Below are 19,789 nucleotides of genomic sequence, written 5' to 3' on the forward strand. Positions count from 1 at the left end.
GATCAAGTCACCCTAAAATAAGGAATCCCAAAACAATTGCAAAGCTCCCTAACGCTCAAGATCGTTGACCTTGAGCGTCCCCGGCTCAATTATTTTACTACAAAGCAGCATGAATACACCCTAATTCGTTCGCCTATTGTACGAATGCGAACAACCCACCATAAAAAAACCGCCTCCCCACAAGCGCAAAGCCCATTTACAATCCTGGCACACATTTTAATACTACGGATAGGAATTAATTATTGCCGCATGAAAAAATTCCAGCTGGGCGAGTTCGAAGAAGTGGTATTGCTCACCGTAGGCGTGTTGTACCCCGATGCCTATGGAGTATCTGTCAAAAAAGAAATCGAAGAACGCCTTTCGCGGAAGGTGAGTGTGGGCGCGCTGCAATCGGCGCTCAAGCGTTTGGAAGACAAAGGCTACCTGAAGTCGTCGGAAGGGGAGGCCACGCAGGAGCGCGCCGGCCGGCCGAAACGCTACTTCACCATCACGGCCCTGGGGCGCAAAGCCATGGAATACACCAAGCGCACGCGTGACGAACTGTGGGCCGACATTCCCAAGATCGCCTTGCATCCGAAAATGACCGGCATATGAAGGCGCAAGAGCCTCATCCCCCGCGTTTCTTGCTGAAGTTCTTCCGATGGTTCTGCCACCCGGAATTGCAAAAATATATAGAGGGCGATCTGCTTGAACTTTACAGTGAACGGCTAACAAAGGGCAGCAAACGCAAGGCCGACTGGGGCATGGCGGGAGATGTGCTATTGTTGTTGCGCCCGTCCATGATTCGTCCTGTACAAAGTGTTGACTACATAAACCCGCATGATATGTTTAGAAATTATTTCAAAGTAGGGATACGGAATATTCTCAAGTACAAAGTATTCTCGTTCATCAACGTGTTTGGACTTGCCGTGGCCATGTCGCTTTGCATGCTCATCATTCTCATGCTGGCCGATCAGCATCGCTACGATGCCTTTCATGAAAAGAAAGCCCGCATCTATCGCATTCTCACCGACTATGAAGGTTCACGCCAGGCCTATGCTACGTCGCCTTACCCGCTAGCCGCGGCATTGAAGACAGAGTATACCGTCGCCGAAGATGCCGTGACGCTCATGCCGGGTGTTGGCGGCGACGCCTCCTATCAACAGCGCGTCGCTACCATGCGCGGCTATTTTGCCGATCCCTCCTTCTTTCATGTGTTCAGCTTCGACCTGGTGCAAGGCGACAAGAAGACGGCCTTGACAGCTCCCTATTCGGTGATCATCAGCAAGACACTCGCCAACCAACTTTTTGAACATGAGAATCCATTGGGCAAAGTGATCGACTTTTCCGACCGGCAACTTCCTTTTCCGCTGGAATATGATGGCCTCGGCGCACCTCCTGTGAACTGGGGAAGTTTTACGGTGACCGGTGTGATGGATGAAGGAGCCTACAAATCACACCTCGCGTTCGATGCGCTGGTGTCCACTTCCACGCGCCAGGCGTTGATCAATGAAAAGAAAGCCGAAGACCTCAGCAACAACTGGGAATGGTTTTATCGCGCGTACACCTACGCCTTAGTCCGACCGGATAAAAACGAGTACGATCTGAATACGGCCCTTGCCGATCTGGTGGCCCATAAATATGCCAACCTGAAATTCGACCAGGTGAAAGGATTCAACTTAACCGGTCAGGCGTTGACCGATATCCAGACCAACCTCCAGGGCAACGACGTCAACAACCGGTTACCGCGCATCGGCTATTATTTTCTTTCCATCCTTGCCGCCATTGTGATGGTACTGGCTTGTCTGAACTACACCAACCTGTCGACCGCGCGGGCGTTGACGCGGGCCAAGGAAATTGGCGTGCGCAAAGTGACGGGAGCGAATCGCACGGCGCTTGTTTTTCAATTTGTCAGTGAATCGATCATCACGTCGTTGCTGGCGCTGGGCATGGCCGTGATGCTGCTCCTTTTTATTGCACCGGCGTTCAAAGGACTTTGGGTGAACCAATATTTGAATTTTGAGTTGCCTTCCTCCTTCGAAGTGTATGGGATCTTTATTGGGTTTGCGATGGTCATAGGCATCGTGGCGGGTCTGTATCCGGCGTTTCACTTATCGTTGTATCAACCCATCAAGGCGTTGAAGAACCTCGGTCGTTCGGGTACAGGGAAATTGGGGTTGAGAAAGGCGTTGAGTGTATCTCAGTTTGTGACCTCGTTGTTTTTTATCACCACCGCCATCCTCATCTATCAACAATTCAAACATTATCTTGAATTCGACTACGGGTTTACGTCAAAAAATATTGTCAACGTCCAACTTCAGGGACACGACTACCGGAAAATCGCGAACGCGATGAGCACGGTGCCCGGCGTGTCGACCATCTCTGCCACCGATCTCATCCCCGCCGGAAACACCAACAACAATTGTGATCTCCGGAAGGTGAACACCACCGGCGACTATTTCACGATGGGCAAGCTGACGACCGATGAAAATTTCATCACCAACCTGGATCTGAAGATCATTGCCGGAAAAAATCTGCCAGTGGTCAGCGATTCTTCTTCGCGTTTTATTGTGGTGAATGACGCAGCCGTAAAAAAACTGGGTTATGCACACCCGGCCGACATTCTCGGCGAGGTGTTTGAGGCCAAGGGCGGCGGCGAGCTTTTGGAAGTGGTGGGGGTTGTAAAAGATTTCCGGTACAAGCTTTTGATCAACCAGGACGAGATCGAGCCGCTGGTCATTCAAAACATTCCTTCGAGCTTTGCTTTCCTGAATATCAAGATCGAATCGCCTAACCTGATGGCTACTGTGGGAAAGATGGAACAAACGTGGAAACGCGTCGACGCTGTGCATCCGTTCCGTTATCAATTTTATGATCAACAACTGGCATCCATGCACCAGGGGGTCTTTGACCTGGTGTCGATATTGGGTTTCATTGCCTTCCTGGCCATCACTATTGCGTGCCTGGGATTGCTGGGCATGGCCACCTATGCTTCGGAACGGCGCACGAAAGAGGTGGGTATTCGCAAGGTGTTGGGCGCCGAAGATGCCAGCATCGCCCTGCTGCTGTCGAAGGAATTTATGTGGATGATCGGGCTCTCCATCGCGATTGGCGCACCGCTCAGTTACTTTGTGAACAACCTGTGGCTGCAAAGCCTGCCCAACCGGGTCGAGTTTGGGATGGGTATTTTGACGCTGGGGGTCGCCATTTTGCTGGCCTTGGGCCTGGTCACCATTGGGTCACAAACCTGGCGCGCGTCCCGTGCCAAACCAGTAGATGCCTTGAAGGTGGAATGATGGGAACCACCAGGCACCGGGCGTTGTTAAAAGGGCATCACTGAATAATAGGTGTTATGGCAAAAGGTAGCTTTGCAGATTTGATTGGCAGCGAAAAACCCACGGTGGTGGATTTTTCGGCCGAATGGTGTGGCCCCTGTAAAATGATGGCGCCCATCCTGGAAGATTTGAAATCCAAGATCGGCGACACGGCCCGCATCATCAAGATCGACATCGACAAAAATCCTCAAGCCGCTGCGGCCTACCACGTGCAAAGTGTGCCCACCCTGATCGTCTTCAAAAACGGAAATCCCGTATGGCGTCAGTCGGGCGTTGTGCCTACCGAGTACCTGAAGCGTGTGATTGACCAGCATTTATAAATCGACCTAATTCAGCGTTTCCTCGCTCCCGCCCGTTGTGCCCGGCAGGCATAGGCTGAGCCAGAAGTAGCCACCCAATCCCGCCATCACCGACGCGATCATGATGGCGATTTTTGAAGGATCGATGAAGGCCGGATCATTGAAAGCAAGCAACGTAACAAAAATGGACATCGTAAAACCGATGCCCCCGAGCAGGCCCACTCCAAAAATATGGTTCCACCTCAGATCGCCCGGCAGATTCGAGAGTTTCAATTTAGTGGCCAGGAAAGAAAACAGGAAAATGCCGATGGGCTTGCCCAGCACCAGTCCCAACAAAATGCCCGTGCTATTGGGAATCAACAATCCTTGAAACCAATCAGTTGGAATGACCACACAGGTGTTGGCCAACGCGAACAGGGGAAGGATCATGAAAGCAACCGGGCGGTGCAGCCATTGCTGCAGAATGTAGGACGTGGATTTTTCGTCGCCATTGCCAAAGGGGATGGCAAACGCCAGCAACACGCCCGATATGGTGGCGTGAATTCCGGAGTGCAGCATGAAGTACCACATCACCACGCCGCCCACCAGGTAGGGAATGAGATTCCTTACCTTGATGCGGTTCAATATCAGAAGCACTCCGAACGCCGACAGCGCGATGAGCAAGTTGGTCCACGCCAATGAATCGGTATAAAAAAAAGCGATCACCAAAATAGCGCCGAGGTCATCGATAACGGCAAGGGCTGTAAGAAAAACCTTGAGCGAAGCCGGCACGCGATTTCCCAGCAGCGAGAGTGCCGCCAGGGCAAAAGCAATGTCGGTGGCCATGGGAATTCCGGCGCCGCCTTGTGTGGTGGTTCCTCCATTGAATAGAAAATGGATACCGGCGGGCACAAGCATCCCACCTAAAGCTGCAATAACCGGCAACAAAGCGAGCTTCACGTTGGAGAGTTCGCCGATGTACACCTCACGCTCGAGTTCAAGTCCTACCAGCAAGAAAAAAATCGTCATCAGGCCGTCGTTGATCCAGTATTCCACCGGGTGACCACCGAGCGTATATTCCCAGATCTGCAGATAAGACCCGTGCAAAAAAGAATTGGTGAGCAGCAGTGATACAATTGTGCAACCCATCAGCACCATGCCACTGGCTTTTTCGCTGTGGAAGAAATCGTTGAACAGTTTTGTGATCTTCAGATCCTGTACGGCCATGTTGCGTTGAACGGTTAGGTTTCTGTTCTGTCGTTATGATAATGTTCAGGCACGTTGGTTTTGTCTCTCCAATACCACATCAACAAAAATCCGATGATGGCTCCGCCGACGTGAGCAAAGTGGGCGACTCCTCCTCCAAAAATGGAGACTCCGGTAACACCTGAAAATAAATCCAGCAGGATCAACGCCGGAATGAAAAACTTGGCGGCTATGGGCACGGGGAAAAAGATAAGGGCAAGCTTGGCATTGGGATAGGTCATTCCAAAGGCAACCAGCACACCGTAAATAGCACCGGAAGCACCCACGGCAGGCGTGTTGAACAAATGGACCAAAGTCTCCAATTTTTCTTTCGGGAATGCCGACATCGCTTCGATGACACGGCCCGTTCTTAACAAATTCTGAATATCCGCTACAGAAATCCCCGCGGCAAGCAGCTCATCATAGATTGTATTGAATTGGTAGTAGTTCACAAAAGTGTAAATCAATGCAGCCCCGATACCAGAAACAAAATAAAAGAACAGGAAACGTTTCCCTCCCCACAATTCGAGCAGCGGTGTGCCAAAGGCCCACAGGCCATACATATTAAAGAGTATATGCGTCACCCCCCCATGCATAAACATGTTGGTCACCAGCTGCCAATAGCGGAAGTGCTCATTCTTCGGATAATACAAACCCAATGTTTCAACCATCAGGTCGGCCATGCCCGGGCCGAAAGCGGTGATCGCAAAGACGATCACGTTTGCGACAATCAATCCAACAATGACATTAAAAGATCTATTCGCGGGTTCCATAAGGCGTAAATGTCCAAAAGATACCAAAAATTCAATGGATATTCGTTGATGTCCCGGGGGTTGCCATGATGCCATCACAACGTCATGGGTATTGGCGCTGTACGCTAAGCTCGTGTAGAAAAATTTAAGCCAGCCACCATTGTAAAATTGCAACACACTTTTCTACCTTCGAAACCGAACGCGTCGTCTCGTCAGCCACAACGTTTCGACTGCCGGTTTCAAACAAAAACAACTCTCATGACATCAGAAGAAAAAAAGAAAGCATTCCAACAACTGAACATCAAAGAAGGCAACCGGATTATTTTAACGATCGATGGTGGCGGAATGCGGGGGATCTTTACCCTTCAGCTTCTCAAAAAACTCGAAGAACTCGCCGGCGGACCCATTTATGAATGGTGCGACATGGTCGCGGGCACGTCTACGGGTGCCATCATTGCCGGTCTCATCGCTACGAGGCGAACGGCTGCGCAAATTGAAGAGCTTTACAAACAACTGGTGGGGCGCGTATTTACAAAACGCGGAACGCTCGCCAATCGATTCTACAACCCACCCGCCTTTGACAAGAAAAACTATCGGCGACTTTTAAAAGAGACCGTAGGCGATGTGACACTGGCCGACCTAAGCCGGACCACAGGGTTGGACATGCTCTTCACTTCAAAGGATATGGCTGCCGGCGAAGAAACCTTTTTCACTTGCTTTGACAACGACGGCATAAAAGGCACCTACAAAGACGCGTTGCTGCGGGGCGTGCTGGAAGCTACCATGTCGGCGCCTACGTACTTTGCGCCGTTCGAACGTTTTGTGGATGGCGGCACCACCACTTTCAACAATCCCTCCGGAGCAGCTGTGCTGGAGGCCTTGTATTACAGCGGCGTGGGAAAATACAAACCCGACGCGCTCACCGTCTTTAGCTTTGGCACGGCCAGTGTCTACCGGTTTTTCGAACCTAAAGAAATACAAAACCCAAAAGGACTGGATGCTTTGTTCTGGTTGAATTATGTGATGGGCGAATCATCGAAAGATGCCAGTGAAATGCAGGTCGATATGCTGCGCAGCGGTCTGATCAACAACATCGACTACCGGCGCTACCAGCTATCACTCGACACGCATGCTGTGCGCCAGATCCCCGACAAATCGATCGACCACGTGCTGGACGTGGACGCCGACAATCTCCATTCGCTTACAGATGAAGACCTGGGCAACATCGACATGGCCGATGTGTCCAAGTTTCCACTCATGCAGGTGATCGGCCAGGCCGTGGCCGAATACATTTGTCCCCCAGCCGAAGCCAACCTTCCGCCTGCACAACGGCAGGGCAACTGGTTCCGTGGCGACCTGCTTTCCAAAACGTCGGCCCGCGATGCGCTGGTCACCGCGCGCGGCGACATCGAGACGATCAAAAAGCAACTCTCCAGCGCGGCTTGGATCGACGGACAGCCCACAGAATAATTTTACACCGGCGCAACCGGATCGGCTTTCGCTTGCGCGTCATCCCAAACCAACCCGCCAGGGGAAAGCCCGGAAAAAAGGATCGTTCCTAAACGGATTTTTCCTAATTTGAACGCAGCAAACTGCCTATGGACCCACTGGTTCTCGAACACGTTTATCACACCTACAACGGTCAGCCCGCGCTGAGCGATGTGAGCTTGCGTTTTCACGAAAAGAAGATCACGGCCGTGGTAGGTCGAAGCGGCAGTGGAAAGTCGACATTGCTCCAGGTGCTCAACGGCATGCTTCGCCCGGGACAAGGAAAAGTTTTTTTTCAGGGCCAACCTTTCGACTATTCCCGCGCCGCTGCCCTGCGGCTGCAAATGGGCTATGTGATCCAAGGCATCGGGTTGTTCCCGCATTTGACGGTAGCGCAGAATATCCTCATCAACACACGCCTGCAACGATCGACGAGCGGAGCCGATTCCCTGGCACGCATGCATTTGCTCATGCAACTGATGAACCTGCCGGAGGCTTACGGCAAAAAATATCCCCATGAACTCTCCGGTGGCGAGCAACAACGGGTCGGCATTTGCCGTGCGCTCCTACCCAATCCAACGGTGCTACTGATGGACGAACCCCTTGGCGCGCTGGACTCCATTACCCGCGAGGACATTCAACGCGAGATTCTGCAACTCCAACAATCGGAACAACGCACGGTGGTCATCATCACCCACAACCCACAAGAAGCGTTGGCTCTGGGCGACTACATCGTGGTGTTGGAGGCGGGTAAAGTATTGCAGTATGACACGAAGGAAAATGTGTTAAAAAGTCCGGCGAATGCGCTGGTGGAAAGGCTAACCACAACCCGGTCTGTTTGAAAAAGCTGCTCGTCATATTGCTCGCTATTTCTTCGGTCGCGGCCACGGCGCAAAAGATCACTGTGGGTGCCAAGCATTTTAATGAAGGCTATATTCTCAGCGAGATCATCGCGCAACTGCTGGAGGAAAATGGCTTCACGGTGGACCGGAAATATAATTTAGGAGGGACGATGGTGTGCTTCAAGGCTTTGAAGCAAGGCGAGATCGATGTGTATCCCGAGTATACCGGAACGATCTCGTTCGAGATCTTATCGTCGGGAAAAAATCTTTCGGTGGAAGAGATTCGCGCACAACTCCAGGACATGGGTCTTGCGGTCGCGCCGCCGTATGGATTTAACAACACCTATGCGTTGGTCATGACGGAGGCACTGTCAAAGGAAAAAAACATTCACAACATTTCTGAATTAGCGCAACATCCCCAGCTGTCCATCGGCGTCAGCTATGAATTCCTGAAGCGGCAAGACGGCTGGGACAATCTTTCAAAGGCCTATGCCCTTCCCCAGGCGGCCGTAGGGCTGGAGCACGGCCTGGCGTATTCGGCTCTAACAGAAAATAAGATACAGATCACAGACGCCTACTCCACCGACGGCGAGATCATCCAAAACCATTTGACGGTGCTGGAAGACAACCAAAAATTCTTTCCCGATTATCTCGCCACATCTTTCTATCGCCCCTCCATTGGCGAAAAGGCCGAATCGATCCTGAAAAAATTAACGGGACAAATCTCTGAACGTGAAATGCAGGCCATGAACGCCGCCGTGCTTTACGAAAAGAAATCCTTTCAACAGGTGGCTTCGGATTTTCTCCGGGAAAAAGGGTTTGTCGCCGGGGCAACAACCGAAACCTCAACATCGATTGTTCCCGATCTGCTGAGCAAGACCGGCGTGCACTTGAAGTTGACATTTCTGGCTTTGTTGCTGGCCATCGGCTTTGCCGTGCCCTTGGGTGTGGTGCTGTACTGGCATCCTAAACCCGCGCGCTATGTTTTGTATCTCGTGGGTCTGCTCCAAACCATTCCATCTATTGCGTTGCTGGCCATCTTCATTCCCTTCACGGGCATTGGTCAGTTGCCCGCCGTGTTGGCGCTATTTTTATACGGGCTGCTCCCCATCCTGAGAAATACATACACCGGCCTTCAAGGCATCGATCCCGTGCTCAAAAAAGTTGCCATCGGCATGGGGATGAATCGCGCACAACGCATGCGGCTCCTGGAGTTTCCCCTGGCCATTCCCTTTATATTGTCCGGCGTCCGCACCGCCGCGGTGATCAGCGTGGGCACCGCTACGTTAGCTGCATTTATCGGCGCGGGCGGATTGGGAGAATACATCGTCACCGGGCTGGCGCTAAACAACTCGTCGCTCATTTTGCGTGGTGCCATTCCAGCAGCCGCACTGGCGATCCTCATCGAGATCGCTTTTGAAATTCTCGAGCGCATCTTCCGTCCAGCCTATTTACGGTAGCGCACAACCGATCGGAAGATATTCTTTCTTAATGCTAAAGACTAATACTCCAGCATCTGCTCATCCTCATAACACCATGCCCACCGTTCGCCGGGCTCTGCCGAGATAGCCACTGGGTGGCCCGCTGTTCTTGCGTGATGAGAAGCATGCCTGGCGGGCGATGAATCACAGCACAGCGTAGCGCCACATGTTTGACAGGTGCGCAGGTGCAGCCATCGGCCGCCGATCTTCACACACTCTTCGCAGACCCGCGCTTTAGGATGTTTGATCTCGTTCCAATTGTCGAGGTGAACGCAAAGCCCGGAGTCATTCGATTCAGGTTTCGTACTCATAGGGGGATGGGTTAATTTTCAGCCAGGTATTCGTGAACAAACTTTATCGCCATGGCGCCTTCACCCACAGCCGAAGCCACGCGATTCATAGCGCCCGATCGCACATCGCCCGCGGCAAACACACCCGGGCAACACGTCTCCAGCAAGAAAGGCTCGCGGGCGAGCTTCCAGGTTTTGCGGAAGGATTCGTACTTCAACAACTCTCGCCCGGTTTCCAGAAATCCTTTTTCGTCTTTGATGATGTTGAGTTTGATCCAGTCTGTTACCGGTCTGGCACCAATGAAAATGAAGAGCGCGCTGGCCTCCACTTTCTTTGTCTCGCCCGTCACCACATTCCGGAGATCGATCGCGTCGAGGTTGCCGTCGCCATACGTGCGCGTCACCACGGTCTCGGGAATGATGGCGATGTTGGGCGTGGCCTTGATCTGATCGATGAGATATTGCGACATGCTGGACGACAAATCGTTCTTGCGAATCACGATGTACACCTGGCATGCATAGTGCGAGAGATACATGGCACTCTGTCCTGCAGAGTTTCCTCCACCCACCACGTAAACATCTTTGTCCCTGCAAGCATGCGCCTCCGTTGTGGCCGCTCCATAGTAAACGCCTGCACCGGTGAAACGCTCTACGTCGACCGCGTCCAACGTCCGATAGTCAACGCCCGTGGTGATGATGATGCTCCGCGAGTTCATGGTGGTGCCATCGTGAAGGGTGATGATCTTGTAGTCATCTTTGATATCGATGTCCACCACCTCTTGGGGCGACAGGAATTCCACACCAAAGCGGGCGGCTTGTGTGATCGCTCTTCGCGATAACTCGGATCCGCTCAGTCCATTGGGGAAGCCCAGATAATTTTCGATCCGGGAACTCGTGCCCGCTTGCCCGCCGGGAGCGCGCTTTTCCACCAACACGGTGTTCAATCCTTCGGACCCGCCATACACGGACGCCGCGAGGCCGGAGGGGCCAGCGCCAATAATGGTAACGTCGTACATCGGTTTCGAGGCCTTGGAACGCATCCCCGTTCGCTCACCCACTTCGCGCAGGTCGGGATTGACCAAAAATGTGCCGTCTTCAAAAAACACGGCAGGAAGATTTTTCACGCTGATGCCATTAGACACCACCAACTCATTCGCGCGATCGCTCGACTCGATGTCGAGCCATTGATAGGGAATGAGATTGCCGCTCAAGAAATCTTTCACGTCGTGCGAGCGCGGCGACCATTGATAGCCCACGATGCGAATGCCCTGGAACTCGGGTTTGTGATTGCTCTGCCATTCCTCCAGCTGGTCGTTCAAAATCGGGAAGAGCTTTTCTTCCGGCGGATCCCAGGGTTTCATGAGGTAATAGTCCAGTTGCACATCATTGATGGCGCGGATGGCGGCTTCGGTGTCGGAGTAGGCCGTGAGCAAGATGCGGCGTGCTTCGGGGAAGATCTCTTTGGCTTGTTTCAGAAAATCGACGCCCAGCATATCGGGCATGCGTTGGTCGGCCAGGAAAAGCGCGATGGTCTCGCTTTTGTTCTTTAGCTCAGCCAGCGAATGCAGTGCGTCGTTGGCCGACCCAGTGCTCATGATGCGATAGTCTTTTCCATACACACTCCGCAGATCGCGCACCACGGCGCGAAGCACCTGTTGATCGTCGTCGATAACAAATAGTATAGGTTTCTTCATGGACATATTCAAAGGCAGAAAGATAGGAATTTACAGTATGCGTTACAGCGGAAAGCAAACCTCGAAAGAAGTTTGGCCGGGCACAGATCTCACCTTCACTTCGCCGTCGTGGCGGCGAATGATTTGGCGTACGATCTCCAAACCTAACCCGGTTCCTTTCCCTACAGGCTTGGTCGTGTAAAAGGCGTCAAATATTTTATCCTGAATTTCTCTTGGGATGCCGGGACCATTGTCGGTGATGGTCACCAGGATGAATTCGCGGTCTCTTTCCGTGGTGATGTCCAACCGGGCATCGTCCTTGCCTTCCAGCGCGTCCAGTGCATTGTCGATGATGTTCATCCACACCTGGTTCATGGAGCTTACGTAGATCTTTGGCTTTGGCAGGTTTTCGGCGAAGTGCAGGGTGACCTGCACGCGATTGCGTTTGATCTTGTGGTTGAGCAGGGTTAGGGTGCTCTGCAAGCCCTCGCGGATATCGATTGGTTCTTTGGCCGGCGCCTGGTCCATGTGGGTGTAGCTCTTGATGGAGCTCACCAGTGTGTTGATCCGGCGCGCCGCTTCCTCGATGTCATGAACCAGCCGCTCGGTGGTCAGCACCTGGAAGAGCCAGTCTACCACGGCATTCTTGTCTTGAGGGCGGAGCATTTTTGCCAGGCCCTCCATGTCGTCGCGATTGAAACCGAAATCGGAAAAGGTCTCGGCCATCATATAGCCTTCCTGGATTTCGTTGTCGTCCAGCCATTGCAACATCACGTCTTCTTTCTTTGTCTTCTCCATCAGCGAAAGCGCCGGTTGTGTTGCATTTATTTTGGAGAACAGCAGATCATTGACGCCGTCGACGATCACTTCGGTGGATTGAATGCGGATCACACCCTTGAAATGTTCGGGCAGGTTGGCCAAATGTTTTTTTAGTTCCTGCGCCCCCCGCACCACGGCGGCCGACGGGTTGTTCAACTCATGCGCCAGACCGGCGGAAAGTTTTCCCAACGCCATCATCTTGTCGTTTTGCTGCTGGAACTTGGTGAACTCGCGCACGCGATCGGTCATGGCGTGCACCAGCACCTCGGCCAGCTCATAGTTGGTGGTGATCAATTCATGAAAATAATCCGAATGGAGCCTGTAGGAGATCGCTTCTTCGACGGCCACGCCAATGGCGCCGGCACCTTTCATGCGGCTGTAGGGCAGGCGACCGGAGATCTCGAAGGGTTCCACCACGTCGAAATAATACAGGTTTCCCCCTTGCTCCATGTAAAGGTTGATGCGGCCCTTGAACAAAATGCGCAATTCGTTCATGGGGTCGCCTAATTTAAAAAGCTGTTCGCCATCGGGGTGAATGCTGATGGTCCCCTTGGTGGCCATCCATTCGATCTGGGACGGTGGCAGGTTTTTGAATTCCGGCACCTTCATCAAATTTGTATAGATCTCTTCTTTGGTCAGCATGCGCGAAAATTTTCAGAAAGCTATAAAACTCGGGATTCATAAACCACCCAGGCCAACGGCATTGTTTCATCCGGGATCATGGTTCGTACAACAAAATGCTACAACGTTTCCTCTATAGCAAATCCCACGCTTTCCGGTATTTCCTCGAAAGCAGGGCATCGGCTTCCTTGTCGTCGACGAATTTTTCTTTTTCGACGCTCCAGTTCAGCTTCCGGCCCAATCGCCACGAGATCACCGCCAGGTGCATGGGCATGGTCATGTCTTTCACATACGCCAGGTTGGATTCGGGTGAGGTCCGGGCCTTCACGGCATCTACAAAGTTCTGTTGATGGCCCGGCGAACGCGGTAGCTTTTGGGCCACTTCGGGCAAGTCCGAAACGGTTTCGCCGTTGATGGTGATGGAACGGGTCTCGTAGTCGCAGATCAGCGTTCCCTTGTCGCCTTCAAAGTATGCGCCGATGCCGCGCTCTGCCGCGCCGGGTACGTTGGGGGGCAGCGTGGTCCAATATAATTTCAGGTTTTCAAATTCAAAATCTGCATCCAGCCACTTTGGCGCATCGGCCACACCATCGGTTTTCTCACCGCGTGCCGTCACGCTTTTCAAACCGCGAGGTTGAACAGCCCACCAGGCCACATCGGCGATATGGCACCAGAAATCGGCGAACACGCCCCCGGAATAATCCAGGAAATAGCGATAGTTCAAATGAACGCGCTCCGGGTAATAATCCACTAAAGGTGCGGGACCGAGCCACATATCCCAGTTCAGCGTTTTGGGTGGTGTTTGAGGTTTAGGATGGCCCATCCCCGGCGAGAAGCCGTTTTTCCAAAGCCGCACGGTGTGCACTTTGCCGATGGCTCCCGACTGAATGATCTCCACCACACGATGATAGTTGTCGGTGGCATGGATCTGCGTACCCAATTGAAAGATGCGATTGTGTTTTGTCAAATTCTTCAGCATCACCCCCGCCTCCTTCACGTCGTAGGAAAGCGGTTTTTCTCCATACACATCTTTGCCCGCCTGAAATGCCAGCGACGCGATTTGCGCATGCCAGTGATCGGGCGTGGCGATGGTGACGGCGTCGATATCCTTGCGGTCGAGTATGTGGCGGAAATCGCCATAGGTTTTGGCTTGTGTATCGGGGTGAAGTTTTTTCAACGACTCCAGCGTGCCATTCAAATGATTTTCATCCACATCGCAGAGAGCAACAATCTCGACATCCGGCAAAGCGGCGAACCACTGCATGTGCTGGTTACCCATGCCGCCCAAACCGATGTGGGCGATGCGCAGCCGGTCGCTGGGCGCGTAACGGGAAATAAAAGAAGGAAGGATGGCGAAGCCCAATGCCGCGGCACCGCTCTTTTTGATAAAATCACGTCTGTTCAATGATTGATCCATGATAGCGTTAGGGATTTGGTTGCTCCCTAAGCTATTAAAAATGCCTTGATAATCCTTGCCCAAAAATGATGGACGGCCGGGGGAAGAGCAGGCCCGCTGCGAATGGATTGCTGTGCTCGACAAACGTGCACCGGGCCTTGCCGGAAAGCATTTGTCCTAGTCCTTCATGGCATTCCAAAGGATCTCCACCGGGTGTAACGCACGCCGCCCTGTGCCATCTTTGATCTGGTGCCGGCAACTGGTGCCCGGAGCCGCGATGACAACTTCTTCGGGTTGCTTGCGCACAGTAGGGAAAAGTACCAGCTCGCCAATTTGCATGGAGAGATCATAATGTTCTTTCTCATACCCAAACGACCCGGCCATGCCGCAACACCCCGAGGGGATGAGGTGCACTTCGTTCTTGCCCAGCACCGTAAGAATTTTTTTCATCGGTGTCAGCGTAGAAAGCGCCTTCTGCTGACAGTGGCCATGCATCTTGATGAGCAGGCGTTGTTCCTTGAACGCGTTCGCATCGATGCGGCCGGCATCAAGTTCCTTTGCCAGGAACTCCTCGATCATGAAGGTGTGCGCACCAATGGCGTAGGCACTGGTCTTCTCATCGCCCCGGAGCAGGTCGGGGTACTCGTCGCGGAAGGTGAGGATGGCCGACGGCTCAACGCCAATGAGCGGCGTCTCGGCCGTGATCAAGTCCTTAAAGAGCGCCACATTTTTCCGCGCAAGGTCTCGCGCTTCCTCCAACATTCCCTTCGACAAAAAGCTGCGCCCTGAATCGTGATGTTCCACGAACTTGATGGCGTAACCCAGTTTGTCCAACAGCCTCACCGTGGTGATGCCGATCTCGGCTTCGTTGTAATTTAAAAGTTCATCGATGAACAGATAAACAGTTTTGGTTGGTTGCTTAACGGTGGGTTTGAATTTTTGGGTAAACCATTTCTTCCAGCTGATCGGCGAAAGGTGCGGCATACTCCGGTCCGCCGCGAACCCGATGACCGACTTCGCCACGTTGCCCAAAGCTTTGTTGCCAAAAACAAAACGATAACCCCAAGGCATCAGTGAAGCGAGCTTCATGCCCAACGAAAAATTTCCGATCAGGCGTGTGCGGAAGGGGATACCCTTGGTCTTATAATATTGATACTGCCACTCCTGCTTCAACTTACCCATGTCCACGTTGGACGGACATTCCGACTTGCAGCCCTTGCAACTCAAACAGAGGTCCATCACTTCCTTGATCTCTTCCTGCGCAAAGGGATTCGCCTTGTCGGTGCGGGTGATCATTTCGCGAAGGATGTTCGCCCGGGCGCGCGTGGTATCTTTTTCTTTGCGCGTAGCCATATAGCTGGGACACATCGTGCCACCACTGATCTCGGTCTTACGACAGTCGCCCGAACCATTGCATTGCTCCGCCGTACGCAAAATGCCCATCGTCGACGAAAAGTCGAGCACAGTATCAAATTCTTTTGTAGCCTGACCTTTTTCGTAACGCAGGAAAGTATCCATCGGTGGCGTGTCCACGATCTTGCCCGGGTTGAACAAATTGTCGGGGTCCCACGTGCGTTTCAGGTCTTTGATGAGTGCATAGTTGTGGGGGCCGATCATTTGGGGGATGAACTCGCCACGCAACCTTCCATCGCCGTGCTCGCCCGATAGGGAGCCGTCATATTTTTTTACCAGCGTGGCAATATCTTCCGCGATGGTCCTGAACAACTGAACACCTTCGGTTTTTTTCAGATCGATGATGGGCCGCAAATGCAATTCGCCCGAACCAGCGTGCGCATAGTGAACACTGTACAAACCATGCTTCTTCAAAATATCGCCAACCTCCGCGATATACGATGGGAGGTCCTCCACGTCAACTGCGGTATCTTCAATGACCGGCACCGGCTTGTCGTCGCCCGGAACATTAGAGAGCAACCCAAGTCCTGCTTTGCGCAGGTTCCAAACTTTCTTGATATCGTCGCCACCCACTACGGGATAAGAATATCCAAGCCCCTTGCTCTTGAGGTCTTCGATCAGCGCCTGCGCATCGGCATCTACCTGTGCGGCGGTGTTACGTGTGATTTCTGCCACCAGGATGGCTTGCGGATCGCCTTCGATGAAGAAACGGTTTTCCGCTTGTCCGCGATTTCGTTTTGTCGCTTCGAACACATAGTGATCCATCAGCTCCACAGCCGAGGGCTTGTGGTGCAGGGCCACCAGGTTTGCCCGCAGCGATTCGTCGATGCTGTGACAGTGAATGCATACCAGTTTTTTATGCGGCGGATCGATTGGCGTGAGTTTGATCTTGGCCGACGTCACAAACGCCAATGTTCCTTCCGAGCCGGCAATGAGGCTGCAAAAATTGAAAAGATCACCCCCGTCCTGGAAGGGCTCCATGCGCGCCAACATGTCGATCGCGTAGCCGGTATTCCTTCTTTGGATGGAGCGCTTGGGAAATTCTTTTTCTATCTCCTTTCGGTTGTCGGCGTTGGAAAGCATCGTCTCGATGTGACGGTATACTTTATTTTCCAACGCATCGCCTTCCGTACGCGACAAAAATTCGGTCTTGTTCAAAGGTCCGAACCACGCTTTGTTGCCATCGGAAAGGATGGCGTTCACTTCAAGCAAGTGTTCGCGTGTGCTGCCATAGACCACGGAGTTGGAACCGCACGAATTGTTGCCGATCATACCACCGATCATGGCGCGGTTGGCCGTCGAGGTTTCGGGGGCAAAGAAATAGCCGTACGCTTTCAGATGCTGGTTCAGATCGTCGCGCACAATACCGGGTTCCACCAGCGCCCAGCCTTCTTCTTTATTAACTTCGATGATGCGATTGAAATGTTTGGAAACATCCACCACAATACCTGCGCCCACCACCTGCCCGGCCAGGGACGTGCCGGCTGTGCGGGGAATGACGGAGGTTTTGTTCTCGCGTGCAAAGCGAATAAGCTTCACGAGATCATCTTCTGTCTTTGGGATGGCTACCGCCTGGGGGATTTCGCGGTATGCGGAAGCATCGGTGGCATATAGTTTTCGGGTCGTTTCATCGGTAAAGAATTCTCCTTCCAGCGTTTGCTTCAGACTATTGAGGTTCATGTCTCAAAACTAATTTATTTGATACGAAGTACCAACGTGCCATCATCCGAAGGAGTGTTAGGCTGGACATGACGTAATCTTTGCGGGCTCGCCCGCCGAAGCTTTAGCGAAGGCGGGGGTTCAATTTTTCTGAGCCCGCTCACGCACCCCTTCGAATGTGTGCGATTTCCTGATCTCACCATTCTCGAATACAACCTCCATCACATCCTCCAAATCCAAGCGTTCGTCCTGCGCAATCGTTTTATATTTCCCTGCCTCCTTCACGAGTTTCAACCGGCCCGCCTTCGACGTCTTAAAGGATGCCACCAGTTTCCCTTCCGCATTCATTTCCGTTGGCTGCTTCCTCACATCCATTCCCTTCCCTGCCACTTCGGCATAAGAACATTTCAACGCAAATTTCTGCGTGTCGCGATTCACTTTCTGCAGCAAGGCGCCTCCCATGCCCAGCACGAGGTTTTCCGCAGAGATGCCTTTTTCTTTCAAGGCGTCGTATAGCAACGGAATCGACTCATGATCCACCCCGTCGCCCTGGATCACGCGGACCTGGGGCGGGAGCACGCGAAAGCCCTTGGTGTTTGTGGTGAATCCGAATTTGGCAAACAGGATGTCGAACACACTGAGCAGCGTCATCACCGGGTCGCCGGAGTCAGGACGGATCACCAGGGTGCCCTGGCGTTTTAATATTTCGTCTTTAAACGCTCCTCCCCAATATTCCTCCACGGCCCGGAAGATATTATACGAATCCGAAACGCAAGCCACCAGGCCTTCCGGATAAGCATCCAGCACATGCCTGAAGATCTGCTTCTCTCCTTCCGGCCCTAGTAACGTCATGATGGAGTGTTCGGTTGCCGGGATAGACTTGCCATACACCGCTTTCGCCCCATAATACCGCTGCGCAAAACGCGAAGCCAACACCGTGTCACTCCCGTTGAAGCTCAGCAAATGGGCCGACCCACCTAACCCAGCACTTTCCACAGAACTGACACCCCGGAAACCAAAATCGTTCAACACAAAATCAATGGCCCCGCGGGAGCTGTCATCGGCCGTGGCTTCAAAATATTTTGTTACCGTTTTCCGGACCTCCCGCGAAAGCGTGGCCACCGTGTTGGGATACCACACCTGCATGAGCAGGGTTTCCAGAAAATTGGTGAGCCAGAAGCAGGCGGGATCGGTGTTCTCGATCGTCATCAGCACATTGTGCACGGGAATGGCCAATCCCTCCGGCACGGCCTTGATCCGGACAGGCAACCGGCCGCCGTATTTCTCTAAAATGTAATCGAAGTTCTCGCGGCGAAAGACATCCTTTCTACCAAATACACCCTTCATCACAGCTTCTGCTTCGTCGACATCCTGGCGGGTGAAGGCCTGGCCTTCCAGGTATTCCTTCAGGTAATATTGCAATCCATAAAATACGGTTTCCGGGAATAAACCACCACGGCTTTCCAAGTAGGAGTAGATTTTCGACGTGCCCGGGGTGTAGAGTTTGTAGTGCGAATATTTATAGGCATCCGCCAGCAACAACAGGTTTTCTTTCATAACTGTATTATTTAGCATACTTCTTCAAGAGAAATTGTAAAAGAGGAAAGTGTGTGTCCAATACCTCGTGGGCATCCATCATATTTTGAATCTTGTCCATCGGGAACCATTCCACGGAAGCAATGTCGTCGCTGCCTTTGGGATCGCCCGAAATGAAATCGGTCGAGAAGAGCGTGGTAACGATCTTGTCGCCTTCGGTTCTATAGCGCCAGTCATCCAGGCGCTGGGAAGTTTCATATTGCATCGTGGTGATCTCGATCGGACCACACTCTTCGCGCAATTCGCGTTGGGCGGCCATTTCGAAACTGTCGTCGGTGGGATCACTAAATCCTCCCAGCAAGCGCCACTGGTTGTCGATGTCTTTTTTGCCAAGCAATATTTCTTTTCTGTTATCGCGGAATACGGCAATATCGACGGTGGGATAAACCTTGAGATAGGTATTGGCATAAGCGTAAATGATCCCGGAGCGAAATGCTTCGGCGTCCATCACCCGGTCGCTGAACTTCTCGCGGAGGGCGGTCGAATTGTGCTTGCCTTGTTCCGGAAGTGCTACCACCTTTTTGTTTCCGGAATAGCTGGTCATGAAACTGTCGCGACTGCCATAGAGGGTGAAGGTGGATCCGGGAAACGTTGAGGTGAGCAGGTGGTCGAGGGTCTGCGTCCATCGCGTGTCCAGGGGATGATCGGATAGCGGGAGCACCACCATGTCGGGATATTCCTTCTTGATCATCTTCTCGCGCGTCGGAAAATCCAAAGGGTTGCGGCGACTGCCCAACACGGGCGAAACGCCGAGCACGATCACGGTTTTATTGTGGTTCTGCTGCACCGTCTCAATGATCGACTTATGACCTTCGTGCAGGTAAGGAGTTTGAAAGCGGGCGACAATGACACCAATGTTGTTCATGATTACGAAAGCGTTAGTCCAATGGATTTTGTTACTGTGTTCATTTGTGTAATATAT

General features: G+C 52.6%; 15 protein-coding genes. 6 read left to right on the forward strand and 9 right to left on the reverse strand.

The window, feature by feature from the left end:
* Nucleotides 1-249: 249 nt before the first annotated feature.
* Genes BUB30_RS31915 through trxA form a run of 3 tightly spaced genes read left to right on the forward strand, consistent with a single transcriptional unit; the run spans nucleotide 250 to nucleotide 3,634 of the window.
* Nucleotides 250-594: a PadR family transcriptional regulator gene (locus BUB30_RS31915; RefSeq protein WP_073142689.1), complete on the forward strand. Its 345-nt coding sequence runs from the start codon at nucleotides 250-252 to the stop codon at nucleotides 592-594.
* Entirely contained in the window at nucleotides 591-3,275 is a 2,685-nt protein-coding gene (locus BUB30_RS31920) for an ABC transporter permease (RefSeq protein ID WP_084138513.1), read from the forward strand. The genes BUB30_RS31915 and BUB30_RS31920 overlap by 4 nt, the downstream gene beginning before the upstream one ends.
* A 56-nt stretch (nucleotides 3,276-3,331) precedes the next feature.
* Nucleotides 3,332-3,634, forward strand: coding sequence for a thioredoxin (gene trxA / locus BUB30_RS31925; protein WP_073142691.1), 303 nt, complete (start codon nucleotides 3,332-3,334; stop codon nucleotides 3,632-3,634).
* A gap of 6 nt (nucleotides 3,635-3,640) precedes the next feature.
* Here the strand turns inward: trxA and nhaA are convergent, their stop codons facing one another.
* Both nhaA and BUB30_RS31935 read right to left on the reverse strand, forming a co-directional pair.
* A complete protein-coding gene (gene nhaA, locus BUB30_RS31930; RefSeq protein WP_245804211.1) occupies nucleotides 3,641-4,819 on the reverse strand; it encodes a Na+/H+ antiporter NhaA in 1,179 nt (392 codons plus the stop codon).
* 14 nt (nucleotides 4,820-4,833) lie between these two features.
* Nucleotides 4,834-5,766 (reverse strand): rhomboid family intramembrane serine protease, encoded by a 933-nt coding sequence (locus BUB30_RS31935; RefSeq protein ID WP_221408837.1) that lies wholly within the window; start codon nucleotides 5,764-5,766, stop codon nucleotides 4,834-4,836.
* An 81-nt stretch (nucleotides 5,767-5,847) separates the two neighbouring features.
* Here BUB30_RS31935 and BUB30_RS31940 point away from each other — a divergent pair, with 81 nt between their 5' ends.
* The 3 genes from BUB30_RS31940 to BUB30_RS31950 all read left to right on the forward strand — a co-directional run bounded on the left by BUB30_RS31940 (nucleotide 5,848) and on the right by BUB30_RS31950 (nucleotide 9,379).
* A complete protein-coding gene (locus BUB30_RS31940) occupies nucleotides 5,848-7,059 on the forward strand; it encodes a patatin-like phospholipase family protein (RefSeq protein ID WP_073142694.1) in 1,212 nt (403 codons plus the stop codon).
* A 128-nt stretch (nucleotides 7,060-7,187) separates the two neighbouring features.
* A complete protein-coding gene (locus BUB30_RS31945) occupies nucleotides 7,188-7,919 on the forward strand; it encodes an ATP-binding cassette domain-containing protein (protein ID WP_084138514.1) in 732 nt (243 codons plus the stop codon).
* A complete protein-coding gene (locus BUB30_RS31950) occupies nucleotides 7,916-9,379 on the forward strand; it encodes a glycine betaine ABC transporter substrate-binding protein (RefSeq protein ID WP_073142698.1) in 1,464 nt (487 codons plus the stop codon). Before BUB30_RS31945 ends, BUB30_RS31950 begins: the two co-directional genes overlap by 4 nt.
* A gap of 41 nt (nucleotides 9,380-9,420) precedes the next feature.
* Here BUB30_RS31950 and BUB30_RS31955 read toward each other — a convergent pair whose 3' ends face one another.
* The 7 genes from BUB30_RS31955 to BUB30_RS31985 form a co-directional block, all read right to left on the reverse strand.
* A complete protein-coding gene (locus BUB30_RS31955; protein ID WP_073142699.1) occupies nucleotides 9,421-9,711 on the reverse strand; it encodes a UBP-type zinc finger domain-containing protein in 291 nt (96 codons plus the stop codon).
* Nucleotides 9,712-9,722: 11 nt separating this feature from the next.
* Nucleotides 9,723-11,384: a response regulator gene (locus tag BUB30_RS31960; protein ID WP_073142701.1), complete on the reverse strand. Its 1,662-nt coding sequence runs from the start codon at nucleotides 11,382-11,384 to the stop codon at nucleotides 9,723-9,725.
* A gap of 42 nt (nucleotides 11,385-11,426) precedes the next feature.
* Nucleotides 11,427-12,824: an ATP-binding protein gene (locus tag BUB30_RS31965; RefSeq protein ID WP_073142703.1), complete on the reverse strand. Its 1,398-nt coding sequence runs from the start codon at nucleotides 12,822-12,824 to the stop codon at nucleotides 11,427-11,429.
* A gap of 112 nt (nucleotides 12,825-12,936) precedes the next feature.
* The gene (locus BUB30_RS31970; RefSeq protein WP_073143452.1) at nucleotides 12,937-14,220 is read right to left on the reverse strand and encodes a Gfo/Idh/MocA family protein; all 1,284 of its coding nucleotides are present in this window, start codon (nucleotides 14,218-14,220) and stop codon (nucleotides 12,937-12,939) included.
* A gap of 156 nt (nucleotides 14,221-14,376) precedes the next feature.
* Nucleotides 14,377-17,292 carry an FAD-binding and (Fe-S)-binding domain-containing protein gene (locus BUB30_RS31975; protein ID WP_073142704.1) on the reverse strand — a complete coding sequence of 972 codons (2,916 nt, stop codon included), beginning with the start codon at nucleotides 17,290-17,292 and terminating at the stop codon, nucleotides 14,377-14,379.
* Between the two features lie 120 nt (nucleotides 17,293-17,412).
* The gene (locus BUB30_RS31980; protein WP_084138515.1) at nucleotides 17,413-18,828 is read right to left on the reverse strand and encodes a nicotinate phosphoribosyltransferase; all 1,416 of its coding nucleotides are present in this window, start codon (nucleotides 18,826-18,828) and stop codon (nucleotides 17,413-17,415) included.
* A 7-nt stretch (nucleotides 18,829-18,835) separates the two neighbouring features.
* A complete protein-coding gene (locus tag BUB30_RS31985; protein ID WP_073142708.1) occupies nucleotides 18,836-19,732 on the reverse strand; it encodes an NUDIX domain-containing protein in 897 nt (298 codons plus the stop codon).
* Between the last annotated feature and the right edge of the window lie 57 nt (nucleotides 19,733-19,789).

This window comes from Chryseolinea serpens, from assembly GCF_900129725.1.
Lineage (GTDB): Bacteria > Bacteroidota > Bacteroidia > Cytophagales > Cyclobacteriaceae > Chryseolinea > Chryseolinea serpens.